Below are 22,476 nucleotides of genomic sequence, written 5' to 3'. Positions count from 1 at the left end.
CGCGGGAATCGGTGACGTTGAACATCACCAGCCTGCCATGACCGCCCTCTCTCAGCGAATTTGCAGAACTCTCAGCACACTACCCCTGTTTTGTGACGGCGCCATCACCCCACCGGCACTACGCGCCGACCTGCCCATCGGGGGGAGGTCGCGCCGCAGGCGCGGATGGGGTGACTGCCGAGCCGCAAACAAAAAGGCCGCCCGGAGGCGGCCTTTCGATGGTCTGAAGCTGCGGAGCGTTTAGCGCTTCGAGAACTGGAACGAACGACGGGCCTTCGCCTTGCCGTACTTCTTGCGCTCGACGACGCGGCTGTCGCGGGTCAGAAAGCCGCCCTTCTTGAGCACGGCGCGCAGCGTCGGCTCGTAGTAGGTCAGCGCCTTGGAGATACCGTGACGCACGGCGCCAGCCTGGCCGGAGAGACCGCCGCCGACAACTGTCGCGACGATGTCGTACTGCCCGGCGCGGTTGGAGGCGATGATCGGCTGGTTGAGGATCATCTGCAGGACAGGACGCGCGAAATAGGTCGCGAATTCCTTGTCGTTGACGATGATCTTGCCGGAACCCGGCTTCACCCAGACGCGCGCAATGGCGTTCTTGCGCTTGCCGGTGGCATAGGCGCGGCCCGACTTGTCGAGCTTCTGGACATGGACGGGGGCCGCCGGCTGGGTGTTGGTGTTGCCGGTGGCGGCGCCCAGTTCTGCGAGCGAGGAAAGCTCAGCCATCTTATGCGACCTTCTTGTTCTTGGCGTTCAGCTTGGCCACGTCGAGCACGACGGGCTGCTGGGCGACATGCGGATGCTCGGCACCTGCATAGACGCGCAGGTTCTTCATCTGGCGACGGCCGAGCGGGCCACGCGGGACCATGCGCTCAACGGCCTTCTCGACGACACGCTCGGGGAAACGACCCTCGAGCAGCTGGCGCGCGGTGCGCTCCTTGATGCCGCCTGGGTGGCCGGTGTGCCAGTAATAGACCTTGTCGGTGAACTTCTTGCCGGTGAACACCACCTTGTCGGCATTGATGACGATGACGTTGTCGCCGTCGTCGACATGCGGGGTGAAGGTCGGCTTGTGCTTGCCGCGAAGATGATTGGCGATGACAGTGGCCAGACGACCGACGACGAGACCTTCGGCGTCGATCAGGATCCACTTCTTCACCACATCCGCAGGCTTCTGCGAAAAGGTTGTCATGTTTTCTGCTCTCGGTTCTGACCTTCATAAGAGAAGGCGTTTCTTGTTGCTTGGATTGTCGGAAGGACGCTGCCCGCCGCCAATAACAAAGCGGCGGCCTTTGCGGGCCGCTGCTTCGTGACGGGCTTATAGGCGAGGGTGTTTGTGGCGTCAAGGTGCACGAAACGGTCGATAGCAGGTAAAGTAGTGCAAAAACAATAGTTTAGGTGAAAGGTATTATTTTACCACATCGCCATTTCGCTTTGGCGGGATCGAATAGGTGCCGGTGGCGTGCGCCACCGTGTGTCCGTCCGGGCCGGCGACGATGTCGATATCGAACACCATCAGGCTTTTTCCCAGCTTCAGGATGCGGCAATGGCCATCGATCGGTCCGGCTTCGGCCTTGCGCACGAAATTGATGTCGAGGTTGACGGTAACGGAAAGCGCATCCGGCCCGGCATGGCTGAGCACGCAGACGTAGCCGCCAATGTCGGCCAGCGTGAACAGCGAAGGGCCGGATACGGTGCCGCCCGGACGCAAGTGCCGCTCGCCGGCGTTGAGCCGCACGGTGCAGCCGCCGGGGAACACGTCGATCGCCTCGAAATATTTGAACTGCTCATTGAGCTGCGGATAGACGGTCTCCATCAGCGCATTGACTTGTTGCGCGGTCAGCACCGGCTTCAAATTGGTTTGGGCGGGCATGTCGGTCTCTCGTTTTTGGCCCACCTGTATGGGCGCGGCGCGGCATTTCTGACAATCTTCGTCCCCTGGTGCAAGCGATCGGTGTTGGACGAAACCTGATCCGGTATTAGATACTCTGGCAGCCCCAGCGGAATCGCGGAGACCTTATCCATGGCCGAAATCCTTGCCATCAAGCCTGCCGCCGTTGAGGGTCCGGTTGTTGCACGACTGGACAAGGGCGTGCTGCGCCTCACACTCACCAATCCGCCCGCCAACGCCCTGTCGCTGGCGGTGATGGCGGCGCTGACGGCCGAACTCGAGCGCGCCAAGGCCGATAAGGCGGCTCGCGTGATCGTTTTGTCGGCAGCCGGCAAGGTGTTCTGCGCCGGCCATGATCTCAAGGAAATGACGGCGCGCCGCACTGACGCCGATCATGGCAAGGCCTTCTTCGCGGAGACGTTTGCCGCTTGTGCGACGCTGATGCAGGCCATCGTGCGCCATCCCTTGCCTGTCATCGCCGAAGTCGACGGCCTGGCCACCGCCGCCGGGCTGCAGCTGGTCGCCAGCTGCGACCTGGCGATCGCTTCGCATGAGGCGACTTTCTGCACGCCGGGCGTCAACATCGGCCTGTTCTGCTCGACGCCGATGGTGGCGCTGTCGCGCAATGTCTCGCGCAAGCATGCGATGGAGATGCTGCTGACCGGCGAGACGATCGATGCGGCGACCGCCAAGGAATTCGGCCTGGTCAACCGTGTCGTGCCGCGCGAATATCTGAATCAGATTGTCACCAAATACGCGCAAACCATTGCTTCCAAATCATCTTTGGTGGTCAAGACCGGCAAGGAGGCTTTTTACGCGCAGGCCGAGATGGGCCTGGCGGACGCCTATGCCTATACGGGCCGGATCATGGTTGAGAACATGCTGGCACGCGACGCGGAGGAGGGCATCGGTGCCTTCATCGGCAAGCGCAAGCCGGAATGGAAGGACGAGTAAGGAGAACGTCATGGAACCGCGCATCTCCATCATCACCATTGCTACCGACGATCTCGACCGTGCGGTGCGCTTCTACGAGGCGATGGGCTTGAAGCGGCATGCCGGTATCACCGACGGTGTCGCCTTCTTCCAGATGGGCGGCGTCATTCTTGGCCTGTTCCCACGTGCCAGCGCAGAAGAGGATTCCGGCATTGCCTTCGCCGCGGCGCCATCGGCGGTCTACCTCGCCTACAACACCCGCTCCGACGCCGAAGTCGACGACGTGCTCGCCAGGGCGCAAAAAGCCGGCGGCCGCATCGTCAAGCCGGCCGGCCGGGCCTTTTGGGGCGGCTGGTACGGCTACTTCGCCGACGCCGACGGGCATGTCTGGGAAGTGGCGCACAATCCGGCCTTTCCGATCGCGGAAGACGGCACGATTTCGCTCCCCGGCTGATGGCCCATCGCAAGCAGCTGACGCGGCTCAAAGCTCCCTACCTCAAGCGTATCCTGCTTGATCCCGCGCGGGTCGAGGATTGGGAAAAATATCCCTGGAACCTGCCGCTGTTTCGCGGCCATGAGTTCGAGCTCGAATTCACCACGCCGATCACCATCATTGTCGGCGAGAACGGCACCGGCAAATCGACGCTGCTCGAGGCGATCGGCGCGTTGGCCGGCTATGATGAGGCCGGCGGCGGCAAGGGCTATCGGCCGGTGGACCATTCCAGCGCCATCGACAAGAGTGGTGCTGCATTGGCCAACACATTCCGCGGTCACTGGCTGCCGAAAGTCACCGCCGGCTGGTTCTTTCGTGCCGAATCCTTCTACTCCGTGGCCCGCTATCTCGATCAGGCAGCGCTGGAGTCTGGCGGGGCGCCGCCGGACTTCCTGTCCTGGTCGCATGGCGAGGGCTTTATCCGATTTTTCGAGGAGCGCTGCCGCAGGCAAGGCATCTACATCCTCGATGAACCCGAGAGCGCACTGTCCCCGACGCGCCAGATCGAACTGCTCAAGATGCTGCGGCGCATGGACCAGTCGGGCACCGCGCAAGTGATCATGGCGACGCATTCGCCGCTGCTGATGGCCTGTCCCGGCGCGCGGCTGTTCCGCATCAGCCGGTTCGGGCTGGAACCCGCCGACTTTCGCGACACGGACCACTTCCGCATGCTGCGCGATTTTAGCAATGACCCGGATGGCTTTCTCGACGAGGCGTTGTATGAGGACGAGGCATGATCCACGATAGCTACGACAACACCTACATCGCCGGCATCCTCAATTCGGTGAAGACCGTCGCCATGGTCGGCGCGTCCGCCAATGATGTGCGGCCAAGCTATTTCGTGCTGAAATATCTGCTGGCCAAGGGCTTTTCGGTGTTCCCGATCAATCCCGGCCAGGCCGGCAAGGAGATACTCGGTCGGATGACCTATGCCAGGCTCGCCGATATTCCGGAGCCGGTCGACATGGTCGACATTTTTCGCGCGCCGGCGGCAGTGCCCGGCATCGTCGACGAGGTGTTGCGGCTCGATCCCCTGCCGAAAGTCATCTGGATGCAGCTTGGCGTGCGCCATGACGAGGCAGCCGCGCGCGCCGAGGCCGCGGGCATCAAGGTGGTGATGAACCGCTGCCCCAAAATCGAATATGGCAAGCTGTCCGGCGAGATCGGCTGGACCGGCGTCAATTCCGGCGTGCTGTCGTCGAAGAAGCCGCTGATGCGCTCTGGCTTCCAGAGTTTTGGCGTCCGCCAGAAATAGGCGAGGGGCGAAAGCGCAAAATTATTCCGGCAAACGCCGTATTTTCCTGCCGCTTGATAGAAGGTCCTGCACGGAAGGGTATTTTCTTCTTTGCATTCGAGGCCGGGCTTCGCCAAGAATGCCCGGCGAATTTCAGAAGGTTTTTCAGGGAGGTTTTCAGTGACCCGCACGCCAGGTTTCAACACGCTCGCCGTCCATGCCGGCGCCAAGCCCGACCCGGCGACCGGCGCTCGCGCCACGCCGATCTACCAGACGACCTCCTTCGTCTTCGACGATGCCGACCATGCCGCCTCACTGTTCGGACTGAAGGCTTTCGGCAACATCTATACCCGCATCATGAACCCCACCCAGGCGGTGCTGGAAGAGCGCATGGCGGCCCTCGAAGGCGGCACGGCGGCTCTTGCGGTCGCCTCCGGCCATGCCGCGCAGGTGATCGTGTTCCACAATCTGATGCAGCCTGGCGACAATTTTGTTGCCGCCAACAAGCTCTATGGCGGTTCGATCAACCAGTTCGGCCATGCCTTCAAGAATTACGGCTGGGAGGTGCGCTGGGCCGACACCAACGACATCTCGACCTTCGAAAGCCAGATCGACGACAGGACCAAGGCTCTCTTCATCGAGAGCCTGGCCAATCCGGGCGGCACCTTCGTCGATATCGAGAAGATCGCCGACATCGCACGCAAGCACGGCCTGCCGTTGATCGTCGACAACACGCTGGCCTCGCCCTACCTGATCCGGCCGATTGAGCATGGTGCCGACATCGTCGTCCATTCGCTGACCAAATTCATCGGCGGTCACGGCAATTCGATCGGCGGCGCCATCGTCGATGGCGGCACCTTCGATTGGTCGAAGTCGGGCAAATATCCGATGCTGTCGGAACCGCGCCCCGAATATGGCGGCCTCGTCCTGCACGAAACCTTCGGCAATTTCGCTTTCGCCATTGCCGCGCGTGTGCTCGGCCTGCGCGATCTCGGCCCGGCGATCTCGCCGTTCAACGCCTTCCTCATCCTGACCGGCCTGGAAACCCTGCCGCTGCGCATGCAGCGCCACTGCGACAACGCCGTGACGGTTGCTGCCTGGCTGTCCAACCACCCCAAGGTTGCCTCGGTGAACTATCCCGGCCTGCCCAGCGACAAGAACAACGCGCTGCAGAAGAAATACTCACCACTTGGCGCCGGCGCCGTGTTCACCTTCGCTCTCAAGGGCGGCTATGACGCCGGCGTCAAATTCGTCGAGGCGCTCGAACTGTTCTCGCACCTGGCCAATGTCGGCGACACCAAGTCGCTGGTCATCCACCCGGCCTCGACCACGCACCGCCAGCTTTCCGACGAGCAGAAGGTCAAGGCCGGCGCAGGACCGGACACGGTGCGGCTTTCGATCGGCATCGAGGACGTTAACGACATCGTCGCCGACCTCGAACAGGCGCTTGCCAAGGTCTGACCGATCATGAGCGAGTCAAAAATTCTTGCCATCGGCGTCGACACTGTCGACGCCGAACAGGGCGCGCCGGCACCGGACCGGCTGATCTCGGGCGATCCCAAATTCCGCACCTGGAATGTCGAGGAGCGCGACGGCGGCCTCTACGCCGGCATCTGGGAATCGACCCCGGGCAAATGGCGCATCGTCTATGACGAGTGGGAGTTCTGCCACATCCTGTCTGGCGTTTCGGTGATCGCGGAAGACGGCGGGCAGGCACGCACCGTCAAGGCCGGCGACAGCTTCGTGCTGAGGCCCGGCTTCAAAGGCAGCTGGGAAGTGCTTGAGACGACTCGCAAGGAGTATGTGATCAAGCTGTAGACCATGATCCCGAAAAGTGGAGGCCGGTTTTCGGGTAAAGATCATGGTCGAACAACAAAAGATGCGCGGATCAAACGATGCGATCGATATCGCTGTCCGAGAATCCGTATCGCGCCATCATCTGTCGGTGCCAGTCGCTGCCCACCAATTCATCGAGGCAAGCATCGACGCGCCGGAGCAGGGCTGAATTGCCTTTGGCGATCGCGAAGGCACCGGCCGACGGCTGCTTTTCAACCGGGGGAACCTCGACAAGTCCAAGCCGCATTTCGGGCCGCCGGGTCAGATAGCCTCGATGCGCCATGGCGACGCTGGCATAGGCGTGCACGACGCCGTTGGCCACTGCGTCCGCCGCATCCGCCTGCGTTGCAAACATCCTGATCTGCCCAGGCGCTATTCCGTTGTGCAATGCCGTAAGATGCTGAACCTGATCGGTTATGACCCCAATCAACGCGGTCCGGTCCTCGGCAATGGATTGGTAGCCGCGAAAGCCGCACGGATTGTCCGCCGCGACCAGCAACCCATCCTGCAACGCCCATATCGGCCGAGTGAAGTCGACAAGCTGCCTGCGCTCTTCGGAGACGAACAGGCCGGTCGTCATGGTCCAACGGCCCTCGACCAGCCCAGGCAGCAGCTCAGCGAATTCGGTTTCGATCGGCTTAAAGCTCGCCAATCCGAGCATGTCACCGAGCCTGCGCGCAAGCTCGACGTCACAGCCTGAGACCTCGCCCGATGCGCCGGTGAAGCAAAATGGCGGTTCTTCCAGGAAGGCGAATTTCAACTCGGTCATGTCAGGCAAAGCGTCGCCGTCCTATTTTGCCGGAAACTGGCTGAGGCAGCCCCAGGTTCGCGATCGTCAAAAGCCGACGGCGAGCGTTTCCAGCCCATGGAAGTGGTAAGTGTCGCGGAACCGCGCCTCTTCAGCAAGATGCAGCTTCGGATGCCGTTCGAACAAGGTTTTCAGCGACACCTGCAATTCGAGCCGGGCGAGCGGCGCGCCGATGCAGAAATGAATGCCGGCGCCGAAGGAGACGTTCTTCTGGTCGGCACGGTCGGGCCGGAAAGCGAGGGGATCGGCGAAGGCGCGCGGGTCATGATTGGCCATGCCAAGCAGCAGCCCGATCGTCTGCCCCGGCTGCACGACGATGCCGGGCGAGACTTCGATCTCCTGATAGGCGTAGCGCGTGAACATGTGCAGCGGCGCGTCGAACCGCAGGCATTCCTCGACCGTTGCCGCGGTCGTCTCGGGCGAGCCGAAGAAGCGGCTGACATCGCCCCCTTGCGCAAGGATCGAGCGGACGGCATTGCCGGTCTGGTGCACGGTCGCTTCATGGCCGGCATTGAGCAGCAGGATCGCCGAGGACACCATCTCGTCCTCCGACAGCTTTTGGCCATCCTCCTGCGCCGAGATCAGCAGCGACAAAAGGTCGTCGCCGGGATTCCTGCGTCGTTCGGTGACGTAGCCACGGAGGAAATCCGCAAATTCGCGCGCGGCGCGGTTGGCCGTCTCTTCGATTTCGCGGGTGCGGCCATGCATATACATGGCAACCATCTGGTGCGACCAGTCGAGCAGTTGCGGCCCCATTTCGACCGGCACGCCGAGCATTTCGGCAATGATGGTGATCGGCAAGGGCGCCGCGAAAGCAGGCAACAGGTCGACCGTCTTGCCTGGTTCGAAACGGTCGATCAGGTCGTTGGCCAAGGCCTCGACACGCGGCCGCAGCCTTTCGACCTGGCGCGAGACGAAGGCGCGGTTGACCAGTGTTCTCAGACGCGTGTGCACCGGCGGCTCCAGTTCCAGCATCGAATTGGCTTCGAGCCCGTCGAAGGCCCTGAGATGGCTGCGGTCCTGTCCAATGCCGCGGCTGTCTGGAATGCCGGCCGGGTTCTGGCGGCCGAAGCGGCGGTCGCGCAGCAGCCGGTTGACGTCGTCGAAGCCGCCAAAGCACCAGAAGCCGAATTCTTCCCAGAAGAATGCATTCGATACGCCATGCAGGAAAGCATAGGCATCATAAGGGTTTTGAAAAAAGGCCGGCTCGTGCGGGTCGAGCCGCAGGCGTCGAGTGGCTGGATCAAAGACCAGGGCGGGTGGCGTCAATTTGCTCATGCCAGACCAATAGCGCGGCTTGCCAGCCTGGTTCCAGACCGTATGTTGGCGCCCGCAATCGAATACGTTGAGCCAGCCAACCGGCTGCGGAAAGTCTGATTTGATGAATGTGATCGTTGTCGGCGCGGGCATTGCCGGTCTCTCCACGGCGTGGTCGCTGGTCAAGGCCGGCCACAGCGTTTCGATCGTCGAGCAAGGGCCGATCCCAAACCCGATGGCCGCGTCGGGCGACCATCATCGCATCATCCGCCGCGCTTACCGCGCGGGGACCGGCTATGGCCGGCTGATCACCGAAGCCTACCAGGCCTGGGACGAGATGTGGGCCGATCTCGGCGAAAGCCATCTTGATGCGCGCGGATTTGTCTGCGTTTCGCGCGAACCGGGCGACGAGGCCGAGGAATATCGCGAGGGCCTGGAAGAAGGCAATTTTCCGTTCGAATTGCTGGAGCCCGATGCAGCAGTGAAACGCTGGCCGTTTCTCGAAGCCGGCTCGTTTCGCTACGCCTATTTCTCGACCGAAGGCGGCGCCCTGCATTGCCGCAAGATAGCCTCCGGCATGGCAAACTGGCTGCGCGCCAACGGCGCCAATGTCTACGAAAACAGCAAGGTCATCGAAGTCGACGCCGAAGCCGGCCACATCGTGCTCGAAAGCGGCGAGACGATGCAGGCCGACCGTATCGTTGTCGCCGCCGGCGCCTGGGTGCTGAAACTGTTTCCGGAACTGGACGGCGAGCTGAAGACCTATCGAACCGCACTCGCCTATGTCGAACCGCCGGCCGACCTCAAGGCCGCCTGGCGGGTGGCACCGGTTGTCCTCGATGTCGGCGGCGCGATCGACGGCTATGTGATCCCGCCCTCCGGCGGCGCCGGCATGAAATTCGGGTCCGGGCTGCACAGGGTGCCGACCAGCGACGCCGATTGGAACCGTCAGCCGGTGGCGGGCGAGGGCGAGGCGATCCGCAACCTGTTTTCGCCGCCGATCGCGCGCATCGAGGAATACAGGGTGACCGAGGTGGTCACCTGCGCCTACACCTTCACCGAAGATGAGAAGTTCTTCGCTCACGAGCGAGGAAAATGCCTGATCGTCTCGGCCTGCTCCGGCCATGGCTACAAATTCGGCGCTGCGGTCGGCCGGCGCGTTGCGGCCGCGGTGGGCGACGGCGACATCGCCGGCCTGAAGACATGGCTGCGGGCGGAAGTGGCCTGAACGCCGCCAGGTTGAAGACTCACTCAGCGATGATTTCGTCTGCGGCGGCAATGACTTCGGACACAATCGCCTGCACGTCATCTGGGGTCGTTCGGTGATTGACGAAACACGCGCGCAGCGCGAAATGGCCGTTGATCGTCGCATTCGACAGATACACCCGGCCGCGCGCGATCACGCGGCGCAGGATCGCTTCATTGTTCTTTGAGCGGTGGCGGAAACAGACTGCGCTTAGCGATACGGGTGCAAGCTGTTCCAACTCCGGCTGCGACGCGATTGCCTGCGCCAACATCTGGGCATGGTTGAGATCGCGGGCGATGGCTTCGCGATAGGCACGGCGTCCGTGATACTGCAGCGACATCCAGAGCTTCAGCGCACGGAAGCGTCGAGAGAGTTCGATCGACTCCTCAAAGAACGCAAATGCTTCCGTAGGGTCATCGCTCAGTATCCTGACGTAGTCGTCGCTGTGCGAAAAAGTCTTTCGCGCAATGTCCGGGTGACGATAGAGCAGGCAGCCGCAATCGAGTGGCTGATAGAGCCATTTGTGCGCATCCAGTGACAGCGAATCCGCCGAAGACAACCCTTGGAACTTTTCCGGCGCCGCAAGAGCCGCCAGCCCTCCGTAGGCACCGTCGACGTGCATCCACAGCGCCTCCCTCCGGGCGATGTCTGCAATCTCGGGAAGGGGATCGATCGCACCGGAGATGATGGTGCCGACCGTGGCCACGATGGCGATGGGCATGTTTCCGGCCTCGCGGTCGACGGCGATAGCCGCCTGGAGGGCATCCGTCCGCATCCTGAATTTGTCGTCGACAGGGATCAAACGGAGATTTTTTCTACCGATCCCCAACAGCGCGACGGCCTTTGGAATGGACATGTGCACTTGCTCGGAAGCATAGATCACGCAGGGCCGTACGCCTGTTTCGTTGGCTGGCAGCTTCGCTTCCCGCGCCATCCCCAGGGCCATGAGGTTCGCCGTCGAGCCGCCGCCGCACAGGCTGCCTGTAAATCCGGGGCAACCGACAGCCTCCGCCAACCACCCGACCACGGCGCGTTCGATCGATGTCGCAGCCGGAGCCGACCGCCACGACGTCACATTCTGATTGAGCACCGCAGCCAGCAGCTCCCCCAGCGCGCCGACCGGTTCGCCGGAGCCGACGACATAACCGAAGAATCTGCCGGTTGAAGGCCGCACATGCTCCGCGATCGACTTGAAATCCTGCAAGACTTCCCGTCCGCGGCCGCTCTCCTGCCAAGGCCGCGAGAACAGTTCGGTCGTCTGTTTGCCGCTGGTCGTGGGATACGTCCGACGTTCCTCGAGGGAGGCCCAGTAACCTTTGGCAAGCGCCAAGGCTTCTTCGGCAAGGTCTGACAATTCCTGATTGGAAATTTCCAGGTCGCGCATGCCCTCAGCCCTACGGAGATCCGCTGCGACGCAGGTTACGCTATGCTCGCTAATCCTGGCAATGCCTGGGAATATGCACCCGCCGCCAGCCCGATGAACCTTCGCGAACCAGCACGCGGCGCGCGACGGTCTGGTAGGAGGCGGGAACATCGATGACGCGCCTTTGCCCCGGCCGCACCAGCACCTCCTGGGCGATTCTGTCGTATTGTGCGGGAATGACGACGCGCCGCGTGCGTTCGGGCTGGACCACCACGGTTTTGGCAACACGTTCGTAGCGCGCCTTGTGCCATACCCTGCACAGCACCTTGCGACCATGGATGACGCGCCATTCCCAGGAGTAGCCGCCGCCATCGACCCGGACCGTGCGGTAGACGGTGCGGGTGACGGCCGGCACGATCTGGTAGGTCACTTGCGCCGGAACGGTCATCACGACGCGCTCGCGGGTACCGTAGATGGCGGGCGTATAGTCGACCTGCTGGCCGGGCGGGCTGATCAGCACGTCTTCCTAGACCGTGTCGTAGACGGCCGGACTGCGGACAGGTTCATAGCATTCGACGGCCTGGCCGCCGGCCGCTGTCTGCGAAATCGTGCCGAGCATGGTCAGCCCGGCAATGGTGAAGCATGCGGTCTTCCCGGACATGACACTCCCCTGTTGAACTCCACGCATAAGTTCAACGTTGAATTGTAGAGGAAGCCGTTTCGGAGAAAAGCGGTTTCGGCGCATTTCGTTAAGTGACGCGGTTAAGAAACTGCTACCTTGCGCGGCCGGCCATGCGGCTCCGGACCCGCGGAAGCATCCGCCGCCGCGAATCCTTGGTCAGAAAGCTTGATTCGACTTACCCAGATGGCTAGGAGGGGTCGGCCTTGCACAAGGATGAGCCGGCATCCTATTTACGGAATAACGATCCAGAACCGATTCTGCCCGATCCGCCAGCATTCCCGGCGCCGGAATCCCACCGCGAGATAAGAGACAACTGATGAAGAACCCCGTCGAAACCTACATGAACCTCGTTCCGATGGTGGTCGAACAGACCAATCGCGGCGAGCGGGCCTACGACATTTTCTCGCGTCTCCTCAAGGAGCGCATCATTTTCATCACCGGTCCGGTCGAGGACGGCATGGCGACGCTGGTCTGCGCGCAGCTTTTGTTCCTCGAAGCCGAGAATCCGAAGAAGGAAATCAACCTCTACATCAATTCGCCGGGCGGCGTCGTCACCTCCGGCATGGCGATCTACGACACCATGCAGTTCATCAAGCCGGCCGTGTCGACGCTCTGCATCGGCCAGGCGGCTTCGATGGGTTCGCTGCTCCTGACCGCCGGCCACAAGGATATGCGCTTTGCCACGCCGAACGCCCGCATCATGGTTCACCAGCCTTCCGGCGGCTTCCAGGGCCAGGCGTCCGACATCGAGCGCCATGCCCTGGATATCATCAAGCTGAAGCGTCGCCTCAACGAGGTCTACGTCAAGCACACCGGCAAGAGCTACGAAGAGATCGAGAAGACGCTCGACCGCGACCATTTCATGACCGCTGACGAAGCCAGGGATTTCGGCCTCATCGACAAGGTCATTTCGTCGCGCGAGCCGCCTGAAGGCGCTGTGGCATAAGGGCTTATTGGCAGTTGGATGGCGGCATCACGCGCTTTTGGTGTGTCTTGCGGCATTTCGGCCACAATTGGCTGTTCCCTCGGGGGACAGGATTGCCTACGTTAAGGCTATGTTGAGTTTCGGCGGCTTAGCTTTATGCGGGGTTGTCGCGAATCATTGCCACGTTTTCTGATTTGTGTTTCGTACGGAATGCGTTGCGGGAGCCGGGACACACTGGCGGCGGCGGATTCCCGCGATAGATAGAGTATGCGCCCTTTCAGCCAGACCATCGGCGGGCGGCCATGAAAGGACATGAAAATGAGCAAGGTCGGCAACAACAGCGGCGATTCCAAGAACACGCTTTACTGCTCGTTTTGCGGCAAAAGCCAGCACGAAGTGCGCAAGCTGATCGCCGGTCCGACGGTCTTCATCTGCGACGAGTGCGTCGAACTCTGCATGGACATCATCCGTGAAGAGAACAAGACCTCGATGGTGAAGTCGCGCGAAGGCGTGCCGACACCGCAGGAGATCCTCAAGGTTCTCGACGACTATGTCATCGGTCAGCCCTACGCCAAGCGCGTGCTGTCGGTGGCGGTCCACAACCACTACAAGCGCCTCGCGCATGCCGGCAAGAACAACGATGTCGAACTGGCGAAGTCCAACATCCTTTTGATCGGCCCGACCGGTTGCGGCAAGACGCTGCTCGCGCAGACGCTGGCCCGCATCATCGACGTGCCCTTCACCATGGCTGATGCGACGACGCTGACCGAAGCCGGCTATGTCGGCGAGGACGTCGAGAACATCATCCTGAAGCTGTTGCAATCGGCCGACTACAATGTCGAGCGCGCCCAGCGCGGCATCGTCTACATCGACGAGATCGACAAGATTTCGCGCAAGTCGGACAATCCCTCGATCACCCGCGACGTGTCGGGCGAGGGCGTGCAGCAGGCGCTCTTGAAGATCATGGAAGGCACCGTCGCCTCCGTGCCGCCGCAGGGCGGCAGGAAGCACCCGCAGCAGGAGTTTCTGCAGGTCGATACGGCCAACATCCTGTTCATCTGCGGCGGCGCCTTCGCCGGGCTGGACAAGATCATCTCGGATCGCGGCCGCAAGACCTCGATCGGCTTCGGCGCGGTCGTCGCTTCGCCGGAGGATCGCCGCACTGGCGATGTCTTCCGCCTGGTCGAGCCCGAGGATCTGTTGAAGTTCGGTCTTATCCCCGAATTTGTCGGCCGTCTGCCGGTTCTGGCGACGCTGGAAGACCTCGACGAACCGGCGCTGATCCAGATCCTGACCGAGCCGAAGAACGCGCTGGTCAAGCAGTATCAGCGGCTGTTCGAGATGGAGAATGTCGACCTGACCTTCCACGAGAACGCTCTTTCGGCGATCGCCAAGCGCGCCATCGAGCGCAAGACCGGCGCGCGCGGCCTCCGTTCGATCATGGAGGCGATCCTGCTCGACACGATGTTCGAGCTTCCCGCGCTCGAAGGCGTGCGCGAAGTGGTGATTTCGGAGGAGGTGGTGACCGGCAGTGCCCGGCCGCTCTACATCTACTCCGAGCAGAAGGAAAAGAAGGGCAATGTCAGCGCCTGACATGAGCCCGCAGCGAAATTCTGGAACGGCGCCGCAAGGCGCCGTTTTGCTGTCGCGCAGGGGTTTTGCGCGGCGTACGGCTTGGCGTCGCAAATGTGTCACTCGCGGACGGGTTGGAAGTGCGGATTTGGACGCGCCCCTTGATCTTTGGGGGTCGTGCATCCAACTAACTGGAGAAGGCCGAGGTGCCCGATTTCTGTGCTGTAAAACTCCCGTCATAAACGGTGGTAGGCGGAACGATCCCCGGTCGTTAATATAAGATTCGCGGTTGGCTGATTGGCGGCCGCGACATGAAAGGTTGGACAATGGCCAAAGTATCCAAGGCACCCAGCGACGGCGTCTTCGCAGTTCTCCCACTGCGCGACATCGTGGTGTTCCCGCACATGATCGTGCCGCTCTTCGTCGGGCGTGAGAAGTCGATCAAGGCGCTGGAAGAGGTGATGGGTCAGGAAAAGCAGATCCTGCTTGCCACCCAGATGAATGCCGCCGACGACGATCCCGAGCCCGATGCCATCTTCGACATCGGCACGCTCGCCAATGTGCTGCAATTGCTCAAGCTACCCGACGGCACCGTCAAGGTTCTGGTCGAAGGCGCTTCGCGTGCGAAAATCGTCTCGTTCACCGACCGTCCCGACTTCCACGAGGCCCGCGCCGCGGCGCTGGTCGAGCCGGAAGAGGAAGAGGTCGAGGTTGAGGCGCTGGCGCGTTCGGTCGTCACCGACTTCGAGAACTACGTCAAGCTGAACAAGAAGATCTCGCCCGAAGTGGTGGGTGCTGCCAGCCAGATCGACGACTATTCCAAGCTCGCCGACACGGTTGCCTCGCATCTCGCCATCAAGATCCCTGAGAAGCAGGAAATGCTGGCCACGCTCTCGGTCAAGGAGCGGCTGGAAAAGGCTATGGGCTTCATGGAAGCCGAAATCTCCGTCCTGCAGGTGGAGAAGCGCATCCGCTCGCGCGTCAAGCGCCAGATGGAGAAGACGCAGCGCGAATACTACCTCAACGAGCAGATGAAGGCGATCCAGAAGGAACTCGGCGAAGGTGAGGACGGCCGCGACGAGGCCGCCGAGATCGAGGCGCGCATCAAGAAGACCAAGCTCTCCAAGGAGGCCCGCGAAAAGGCGGAAGCCGAGTTGAAGAAGCTCCGGACGATGTCGCCGATGTCGGCTGAATCGACCGTCGTGCGCAACTATCTCGACTGGATCCTGTCGATTCCGTGGGGCAAGAACTCCAAGGTCAAGCAGGACTTGGCTTTTGCGCAGAACGTGCTCGACACCGATCATTTCGGCCTCGACAAGGTCAAGGAGCGCATTGTCGAGTATCTCGCCGTGCAAAGCCGCCAGAAGAAGCTGAAGGGGCCGATCCTGTGCCTCGTCGGCCCTCCCGGCGTCGGCAAGACCTCGCTCGGCAAGTCGATCGCCAAGGCGACCGGTCGCGAATTCATCCGCATGGCGCTTGGCGGCGTGCGTGACGAGGCCGAGATCCGTGGTCACCGGCGCACCTATATCGGCTCGATGCCCGGCAAGGTCATCCAGTCGATGAAGAAGGCCAAGAAGTCCAACCCGCTCTTCCTGCTCGACGAGATCGACAAGATGGGCCAGGACTTCCGTGGCGATCCGTCATCGGCGTTGCTCGAGGTCCTCGATCCGGAACAGAACTCGACGTTCATGGACCATTACCTCGAGGTCGAATACGATCTGTCGAGCGTCATGTTCGTGACGACGGCGAACACGCTGAACATCCCGGCGCCCTTGATGGACCGCATGGAGATCATCCGTATTGCCGGCTACACCGAGGACGAGAAGATCGAGATCGCCAAGCGGCACCTGATGCCGAAGGTGATCCGCGATCATGCGCTGCAGCCGAAGGAGTTTTCCGTCGGTGAGGACGCGATCCGCGCCATCGTCCAGACCTACACCCGTGAAGCGGGCGTCAGGAGCCTGGAGCGCGAGCTGATGAAGCTCGGGCGCAAGGCGGTGACCGAAATCCTGAAGACGAAGAAGAAGACGGTGAGCATCACGGCGGAGAACCTCTCCGATTACCTTGGTGTGCAGCGCTACCGCTTCGGCCAGGTCGAGGCTGACGATCAGGTCGGTGTCGTCACAGGTCTTGCCTGGACGGAAGTCGGCGGCGAACTGCTGACGGTCGAAGGCGTCATGATGCCCGGCAAAGGCCGCATGACGGTGACCGGCAACCTGCGCGACGTGATGAAGGAATCGATTTCGGCGGCGGCCTCCTATGTCCGCTCGCGCGCCGTCGATTTCGGCATCGAGCCGCCGCTGTTCGACAAGCGCGACATCCACGTGCACTTGCCGGAAGGCGCCACGCCGAAGGACGGCCCGTCGGCAGGTGCTGCCATGGCGACAGCCATTGTGTCGGTACTGACGGGTATTCCGGTCCGGGCGGATGTGGCGATGACCGGCGAGATAACGCTTCGCGGCCGCATCTTGCCGATCGGCGGGCTCAAGGAGAAGCTGCTCGCCGCACTGCGCGGCGGCATCAAGAAGGTGCTGATCCCGGAAGACAATGCCAAGGATCTGGCGGAGATTCCGGACAATGTGAAGAACGGCATGGAGATCATTCCGGTCTCACGTGTCGGCGAGGTGTTGCGGCACGCGCTGGTGCGTATGCCGGAGCCGATCGAATGGGTCGAACCGGTCAATCCGCCGGCCGCGACAGACAGTGCCGACGACGCTGGAAAATCCCTGGCGCATTAGAGCTCCGGGCGTCCATCTGGACGCACAAAGGACGCTCTAACGCTCAGACTTGTGCATGGCCCCTGCCGAAAACCGGCTACGGTTTTCAGGGCCATGCATTGGTTTTCGTCAAGGTTGCAGCGCACAAACGGAGAGCCGGGCCTAGCGCCCGGCTTTTTCATGTGAAAAACCCAGCATTTCCGGGCTTTTTCCGTTTTTTTCCTGCCTTTTCGGCTTGGTTGCGGCAACGCTTCTTTCTACAGTCCGTTTCCTGCCGGATGAGTCGATAGTTCCGGTGTTCTCATGGAAGGGAATTTTTATGAACAAGAACGAACTGGTGTCCGCTGTCGCCGACGCCGCGAGCATTTCGAAGGGTGACGCGCAGTCGGCGGTCGATGCGGTATTTTCCACCATCACCGGCGAACTGAAGAAGGGCGGCGATGTCCGGCTTGTCGGCTTTGGCAATTTCACCGTGTCAAAGCGTGCCGCCTCGACCGGCCGCAATCCTCAGACCGGCGCCGAAGTGAAGATCCCGGCGCGTACCGTGCCGAAGTTCTCGGCCGGCAAAGGCCTCAAGGACGCAGTCAACTAAGCGCCTTTTTCTTTTCAGAGACCAGAAAAGCCGGGCTTGCCCGGCTTTTCATTTTCGTGGCCTACGCACGTACACACGACCAGAAAAGCCGGGCTTGCCCGGCTTTTCATTTTTGTGCCAGACGCTGACGCGACGGCGGCCGGCTTATGCGGTCGGCGCTTCAGGGCGCATAAGGCCTTCCTTCTTGAGATCGGCCCAAAGGGCTGCGGGCAGTTTCGCATCGAGCAGCGAGCGATTGCTCTCGACTTCGCTCGGCCGCTGGCCACCGGGGACCACTGAGACGACCGAAGGGTGCAGTAGCGGGAATTGCAGGGCGGCCTCGATCAGCCGCACGCCATGGCGCTTGCAGACGCTCTCGATGCCGGCGACGCGGTCGAGGATGTCCTTCGGCGCTTCGGAGTAGTTGTAGTAGGCGCCGGGCTTCGGTCCGGTCGCCAGGATGCCGGAGTTGTAGGGGCCGCCGAGAACGATGCCGATGCCGCGTGCCTGGCAGAGCGGCAGGAAGGACGTCAGCGCCTCCTGTTCCAAGAGCGTATAGCGACCGGCCAGCAGGAACAGGTCGAAGTCGCCGCGCTCGGCCAGCGTCTGCGCGACCTGCCACTCATTGATGCCGCCACCGAACGCCTTGATCACGCCCTGGTCGCGCAGCGACAGCAAGCCGTAATAGCCCGAGCGCATGAACTCTTCGAGGCGCCGGTCGGAGGCTTCCTTGCTGCCATGGGTGAAGATGTCGACATCGTGCACGAAGAGGATGTCGATCCGGTCGACGCCGAGGCGCTCAAGCGAGGCTTCGAATGAGCGCATGACACCGTCATAGCTGTAGTCGTACACCTCGCGGCGCGACGGCGTGTCGAAGAATTTGCCGATGCCGGTGCGCTCTTCGGGCGGGCAGGCACGCATGATGCGGCCGACCTTGCTCGACAGCACATAGTCCTCGCGCTTCTTGCCGCGCAGGAACGGGTTGAGCCGCGTTTCCGAGAGGCCGAGCCCATAGAGCGGCGCGGTGTCGTAGTAGCGGCAGCCGGTCGCCCAGGCGGCCTCCAGCGTGGCGTTGGCGTCCTCGTCGGAGACGGCACGGTAGAGGTTGCCGAGCGGCGCCGTGCCGAAGCCGAGCTCGGTGAAACTGATGCCGCCATTGCCGATGCGGTCGAAATGCCGTGTCTTCATATGCTGCCGTTTGCCTCGTTTGATTTGTCTGACATGACACTATCATGCCTGTGGTCCGGCAAAAGCATCGCTGCGCGTTGGACACGCATTTTCGCGGTTGCTAGCATGAACGAAATCAAGCTGTTCGTAGCAGCAAGAGCGGCAAATCCCAGGGTAATTTTCAATGGCAGGTTTGCGGTGAGCAACAAGAGCAAAAGCCTGTTCGAGACCGCGCTTGAGGAGCTCGGCGGCGTGCTGGCACGCATCGACGAAAGCCGGATCGACGCCGCCTGCAAAATGCTGGCCGGCGCGCGACAGATCGTCGTCTATGGCTGCGGCCGCGAGGCCTTGCAGGTCAAGGGTTTTGCCATGCGGCTCTACCATTTGGGCCTGCCGGTTTCCGTGGTCGGCGACATGAACACACCGCCGCTGGGGCAGGGCGATGTCTTCCTGGTCAGTTCCGGGCCGGGAGAGACCTCGACCGTGCTGACCTTGATGCAGGTCGCGCGCCAAGCAGGTGCAACCAATCTCCTGTTGACCGCCCAGGCCGAAGCCAGCGCGGCAAGGCTTGCCGACTTCACCCTGCTCATTCCCGCGCAGACCATGGCCAACGATCAGGGGGCGCAAAAAACATCGGTCCTGCCGATGGGCTCGGTGTTCGAAGGCGCACTGTTCCTGCTGTTCGAGGTGATGGTGCTGAAGCTCAGGGAATTGATTGGCGCGTCGCCTGAAGCAATGCGCGCCCGCCACACCAACATGGAATAGATCATGCGCTACGAACTGATGCTGCCACACCAGATCCGCAGGGCGATCGCCGAGAATTGGCCGGTCGCTCTGCCGCTCGGCGTGCTCGAATACCATGGCGAGCACATGGCGGTCGGCATGGACACGCTGGCCGTCGTCAAGACGCTGGAGCTGTTCGAGAAGGAGAGGGACGTCGTCATCCTGCCGCCGTTCTACTACGGTGCGGCGAGCTACGCGGTGGCGCCGCCGGAAGGCAGCGGCTCGGTGCAGGTCGGCGGCGCTGCGCTGGCGCCGTTTGGCGAGGAACTGTTCTACAGCCTGCTGCGCATCGGCTTTCGCAACATCCACGCCATCATCCACCACCAGACCGAGAATTTCGCCGCCGGCATGCCGACCGATCTGGCGTTCAAGACCGCCGGCCGCCAGGCGATCTTCCGCTTTCTCGAAAAGGAGCGCGGCGAGGGCTGGTGGGGTTCGCAGGCGATGGCCGACTACTATTCCGGGCACGCCGCGGGTGAAAATTTCTTCAACTGGGTACAGGTTCATCCGCTGATGCCGGCTGACATGAACGGCAAGTACCCGTTCGACCATGCCGGCATCGGCGAGACATCGCTGATGCTGGCGCTATGCCCGGAGGCGGTGGACGCCGGTCACTTCGACGACAACAAGAGCTGGTATACGGCGAGCGCCAAGGATGCTTCGGCTGAGCTTGGGCAGAAGGGTGTGCCTATGATCCTCGATCACCTGCGGATGATTCTAGGGGCCTAGCGCGGTCTTCCTTCTCCCACAAGACAATGGGGAGAAGGGAAGAGGCCGCCCTGCTACTTCACCGCTCCCGCGGTCATGCCCATGATCAGATAGCGCTCGAGCGCTATGCCGATGACGGCGAGAGGCGCGATAGCCGCCGTGGCGAGCGCTGCCATCGACCACCAGTTGATGCCTTGCGAGCCTGTCTGGCTCGCCACCATGACCGGGATGGTCTTGGCGTCGGTCGAGGTCAAAAGGGCGGCGAAGAAATACTCGTTCCAGCACAGCACCATCGCCAGGATGAAGGCGGCGACCATGCCCGGCAGCGCGATCGGCATGACGATGCGGAAGAAGGCGCCCCAGATCGACAGCCCGTCGACAAGTGCGGCTTCCTCGAGCTCGACCGGGATCGAGTTGAACTGGTCGCGCATGATCCAGATGACGATCGGCAGCACCATCAGCGTGTAGAGCAGGATCAGCCCGATGCGCGTGTCGAGCAGGCCGACCTCGCGGTAGAGCACCAGGAAGGGTAGTGCGAGCACCACCGGCGGCAGGATCAGCTGCGACAGGAAGAAGAACGAGATGTCCTCGTTCTTGAACCAGGCGAAATGATAGCGATAGCGGGTGAGCCCGTAGGCGGCGAGGCTGCCGATGACGATGGCGAGGCTCGACGCGCCGACCGAGGTGATCACCGAATTCATGAAGCGCTTGAGGAATTCCTCGCGCACCGTCGAGGTCTGGAAGATCGAGTCCGGCGACAGGCCAAGCGAGCGCCAGCCTTTCCAATCCGGCTGGAAGTCGACGAAGGGAATGAGATGGCCTTGCGTGACATCGACCGCCGTTTTGAATGAGGTCGTGATCGTCCAGTAGATCGGGAACAGGCAGATGAACGCCCAGAAGGCCAGCGCCCCATAGATGAAGACGCGGCTGGCGAGGAAGCTCGCCGGCGAGCGGATCTCCGAGGCGACATATTCGGTGGTCTGAACGCTCATCTCAGCTCAATTCACATTTCGGACAAAACGGTTGGCAAATTTCAACAGCCACGTGACGAACACGACGATGATCACCAGATAGGCCATCGCCAGCATGGTTCCGTAGCCGACATTCGAGCGGTCGCGATATTCGCGGTAGATGAAGCTCGACACGGAATCAGTGGCGCCGCCGGGGCCGCCGGACGTCACCGTGATGATGATGTCGGCAAGCTTCAGCTTGAAGATGATGCGCAGGATCACCGCCGTCACCGACACCGGCAGCATCAGCGGAAAAGTGACCTGCCAGAAGGTCTGCCACGCACTGGCGCCGTCCACGCGTGCGGCTTCGAGCACCTCGCGCGACATCGCCTGCAGCCCGGCCAGCAGCATGATCATCATGAACGGAATGAAGGTCCAGGCATCCAGTATCATGATCGATATGCGCGCGATGATCGGGTCGGAGAAGAAGGCCGGATTTTCCCAGCCGAGATGGCGCGCCAGCGTTGCGGCCGGTCCGAACCGGTATTCCATCAGCGACTTGCCGATCATCCACGACACGGCGACCGGCGACAGCATCAGCGGCATCAGGAAGACGACGCGGAAGAATTTTCGCGCCCGGATCTGGGCGTTGAGGAGCAGCGCCAGGCCGAAGGCGATGACATATTCGACCGCCACCGCCAGCACATAGAGCACCATGTTGAACAGCGCGTTGCGGTAGTAGGGATCGGCCAGCATCTGCCAGAAATTGTCGAGCCCGTTGAACTTGCGGCCACTGAAGGAACTGAGGTTCCAGTCGGTGAGGGCGATGTAGAATCCGAACAGCGTCGGGAAGATCACCATGGCGATGGTGAACAGCAGCGCCGGCAGCAGGAACAGGGCACGCTGGCCATCCTCGCCGCGCGTCAGCACCTGGCCGGCGCCGATCGCCACGCCCCACAGAACATAGGCATAGACGACGGGGCGCCAGGTCTCGAAGCCGATCGTATCGGCGCTGCCCTTGTAGAGGATCTCCAGCACGATCGTCGCCAGCAGGCCAAGCGTCGCAACGGCCATCAGCGCCCAGCCAAGGCGTTTGCGGCCTGGAGAGATCAGATCGGAAGGGCCGGCATCTGCCGGCCACTGGTTCGCGGTCGAAGTCTGGTCAGCCACAAATCTCGCCCGTTTGAAGGCTCTCGAGGAGCCGGAGCCGGTCTAAAGTGGTGGGGGGGGGGGGGGGGGGGGGGGGGGGGGGGGGGGGGGGAGGGGGGGGCGCGGGGGGAGGGGGGAGGTGAGTGGGGTGGTTGGGGGGGGGGGGCGGGGGGGGGTGGCGGGCCGGCGCGGCG

22 protein-coding genes and 1 pseudogene are annotated in these 22,476 nt (G+C 62.1%); 13 read left to right on the top strand and 10 right to left on the bottom strand.

Annotation, left to right across the window (positions count from 1 at the left end; genetic code table 11):
* Window positions 1-240 precede the first annotated feature (240 nt).
* The 3 genes from rpsI to NKJ00_RS31460 all read right to left on the bottom strand — a co-directional run bounded on the left by rpsI (window position 241) and on the right by NKJ00_RS31460 (window position 1,870).
* Entirely contained in the window at window positions 241-723 is a 483-nt protein-coding gene (rpsI, locus tag NKJ00_RS31470) for a 30S ribosomal protein S9 (protein WP_023810272.1), read from the bottom strand.
* A gap of 1 nt (window position 724) precedes the next feature.
* Window positions 725-1,189, bottom strand: a complete 465-nt coding sequence (rplM, locus tag NKJ00_RS31465) for a 50S ribosomal protein L13 (RefSeq protein WP_013532205.1) — start codon at window positions 1,187-1,189, stop codon at window positions 725-727.
* A gap of 216 nt (window positions 1,190-1,405) precedes the next feature.
* Window positions 1,406-1,870, bottom strand: a complete 465-nt coding sequence (locus NKJ00_RS31460; protein WP_027162402.1) for a PaaI family thioesterase — start codon at window positions 1,868-1,870, stop codon at window positions 1,406-1,408.
* Between the two features lie 150 nt (window positions 1,871-2,020).
* Here NKJ00_RS31460 and NKJ00_RS31455 point away from each other — a divergent pair, with 150 nt between their 5' ends.
* From NKJ00_RS31455 to NKJ00_RS31430, 6 genes are all read left to right on the top strand, one after another.
* Window positions 2,021-2,842, top strand: coding sequence for an enoyl-CoA hydratase (locus tag NKJ00_RS31455; RefSeq protein ID WP_352632500.1), 822 nt, complete (start codon window positions 2,021-2,023; stop codon window positions 2,840-2,842).
* A 10-nt stretch (window positions 2,843-2,852) separates the two neighbouring features.
* Entirely contained in the window at window positions 2,853-3,275 is a 423-nt protein-coding gene (locus NKJ00_RS31450; RefSeq protein WP_023810276.1) for a VOC family protein, read from the top strand.
* Window positions 3,275-4,051, top strand: coding sequence for an AAA family ATPase (locus NKJ00_RS31445; RefSeq protein ID WP_352632498.1), 777 nt, complete (start codon window positions 3,275-3,277; stop codon window positions 4,049-4,051). The genes NKJ00_RS31450 and NKJ00_RS31445 overlap by 1 nt, the downstream gene beginning before the upstream one ends.
* Window positions 4,048-4,569, top strand: a complete 522-nt coding sequence (locus tag NKJ00_RS31440; protein WP_023810278.1) for a CoA-binding protein — start codon at window positions 4,048-4,050, stop codon at window positions 4,567-4,569. The genes NKJ00_RS31445 and NKJ00_RS31440 overlap by 4 nt, the downstream gene beginning before the upstream one ends.
* Before the next feature lie 159 nt (window positions 4,570-4,728).
* Window positions 4,729-6,009 (top strand): O-acetylhomoserine aminocarboxypropyltransferase, encoded by a 1,281-nt coding sequence (locus NKJ00_RS31435; protein WP_352632496.1) that lies wholly within the window; start codon window positions 4,729-4,731, stop codon window positions 6,007-6,009.
* 6 nt (window positions 6,010-6,015) lie between these two features.
* Window positions 6,016-6,366 (top strand): cupin domain-containing protein, encoded by a 351-nt coding sequence (locus NKJ00_RS31430; RefSeq protein WP_128305448.1) that lies wholly within the window; start codon window positions 6,016-6,018, stop codon window positions 6,364-6,366.
* A 70-nt stretch (window positions 6,367-6,436) separates the two neighbouring features.
* Here NKJ00_RS31430 and NKJ00_RS31425 read toward each other — a convergent pair whose 3' ends face one another.
* Together NKJ00_RS31425 and NKJ00_RS31420 are read right to left on the bottom strand one after the other, a co-directional pair.
* Entirely contained in the window at window positions 6,437-7,153 is a 717-nt protein-coding gene (locus NKJ00_RS31425) for a transporter substrate-binding domain-containing protein (RefSeq protein WP_128305471.1), read from the bottom strand.
* A 66-nt stretch (window positions 7,154-7,219) separates the two neighbouring features.
* Window positions 7,220-8,470 (bottom strand): cytochrome P450, encoded by a 1,251-nt coding sequence (locus NKJ00_RS31420; RefSeq protein WP_128305470.1) that lies wholly within the window; start codon window positions 8,468-8,470, stop codon window positions 7,220-7,222.
* A gap of 103 nt (window positions 8,471-8,573) precedes the next feature.
* Between NKJ00_RS31420 and NKJ00_RS31415 the strand changes: the two genes are divergently transcribed.
* Complete coding sequence (locus NKJ00_RS31415) at window positions 8,574-9,677, top strand: NAD(P)/FAD-dependent oxidoreductase (RefSeq protein WP_128305447.1); 1,104 nt, start codon at window positions 8,574-8,576, stop codon at window positions 9,675-9,677.
* Window positions 9,678-9,696: 19 nt separating this feature from the next.
* Here NKJ00_RS31415 and NKJ00_RS31410 read toward each other — a convergent pair whose 3' ends face one another.
* On the bottom strand, window positions 9,697-11,079 hold the full coding sequence (locus NKJ00_RS31410) for a pyridoxal phosphate-dependent decarboxylase family protein (protein WP_128305446.1): 1,383 nt from the start codon (window positions 11,077-11,079) through the stop codon (window positions 9,697-9,699).
* 49 nt (window positions 11,080-11,128) lie between these two features.
* Window positions 11,129-11,719: pseudogene (locus tag NKJ00_RS31405) on the bottom strand (hypothetical protein).
* A gap of 337 nt (window positions 11,720-12,056) precedes the next feature.
* On the opposite strand from NKJ00_RS31405, the gene NKJ00_RS31400 reads away from it, so the two are divergent.
* The 4 genes from NKJ00_RS31400 to hupB all read left to right on the top strand — a co-directional run bounded on the left by NKJ00_RS31400 (window position 12,057) and on the right by hupB (window position 17,546).
* Window positions 12,057-12,686 (top strand): ATP-dependent Clp protease proteolytic subunit, encoded by a 630-nt coding sequence (locus NKJ00_RS31400; RefSeq protein WP_023810285.1) that lies wholly within the window; start codon window positions 12,057-12,059, stop codon window positions 12,684-12,686.
* 297 nt (window positions 12,687-12,983) lie between these two features.
* Window positions 12,984-14,258, top strand: coding sequence for an ATP-dependent Clp protease ATP-binding subunit ClpX (gene clpX / locus NKJ00_RS31395; RefSeq protein WP_013532190.1), 1,275 nt, complete (start codon window positions 12,984-12,986; stop codon window positions 14,256-14,258).
* A gap of 305 nt (window positions 14,259-14,563) precedes the next feature.
* Window positions 14,564-16,975 (top strand): endopeptidase La, encoded by a 2,412-nt coding sequence (gene lon / locus NKJ00_RS31390; RefSeq protein WP_023810286.1) that lies wholly within the window; start codon window positions 14,564-14,566, stop codon window positions 16,973-16,975.
* 298 nt (window positions 16,976-17,273) lie between these two features.
* A complete protein-coding gene (gene hupB, locus NKJ00_RS31385; RefSeq protein WP_023810287.1) occupies window positions 17,274-17,546 on the top strand; it encodes a DNA-binding protein HupB in 273 nt (90 codons plus the stop codon).
* Between the two features lie 144 nt (window positions 17,547-17,690).
* Here the strand turns inward: hupB and NKJ00_RS31380 are convergent, their stop codons facing one another.
* A complete protein-coding gene (locus NKJ00_RS31380) occupies window positions 17,691-18,713 on the bottom strand; it encodes an aldo/keto reductase (protein ID WP_128305445.1) in 1,023 nt (340 codons plus the stop codon).
* A 105-nt stretch (window positions 18,714-18,818) separates the two neighbouring features.
* Between NKJ00_RS31380 and NKJ00_RS31375 the strand changes: the two genes are divergently transcribed.
* The gene (locus tag NKJ00_RS31375; protein ID WP_502895317.1) at window positions 18,819-19,457 is read left to right on the top strand and encodes an SIS domain-containing protein; all 639 of its coding nucleotides are present in this window, start codon (window positions 18,819-18,821) and stop codon (window positions 19,455-19,457) included.
* A 3-nt stretch (window positions 19,458-19,460) separates the two neighbouring features.
* A complete protein-coding gene (locus tag NKJ00_RS31370; protein WP_352632493.1) occupies window positions 19,461-20,204 on the top strand; it encodes a creatininase family protein in 744 nt (247 codons plus the stop codon).
* A gap of 53 nt (window positions 20,205-20,257) precedes the next feature.
* Here the strand turns inward: NKJ00_RS31370 and NKJ00_RS31365 are convergent, their stop codons facing one another.
* Window positions 20,258-21,175, bottom strand: a complete 918-nt coding sequence (locus tag NKJ00_RS31365; protein ID WP_126069360.1) for a carbohydrate ABC transporter permease — start codon at window positions 21,173-21,175, stop codon at window positions 20,258-20,260.
* Between the two features lie 6 nt (window positions 21,176-21,181).
* A complete protein-coding gene (locus tag NKJ00_RS31360) occupies window positions 21,182-22,303 on the bottom strand; it encodes a carbohydrate ABC transporter permease (RefSeq protein WP_128305443.1) in 1,122 nt (373 codons plus the stop codon).
* Window positions 22,304-22,476 lie beyond the last annotated feature (173 nt).

Source organism: Mesorhizobium sp. M0227, from assembly GCF_040321855.1.
Taxonomy (GTDB): domain Bacteria; phylum Pseudomonadota; class Alphaproteobacteria; order Rhizobiales; family Rhizobiaceae; genus Mesorhizobium.
The sequence above is the reverse complement of the archived record's forward strand: the minus strand, read 5'-3'. Positions and strand labels throughout refer to the sequence as shown.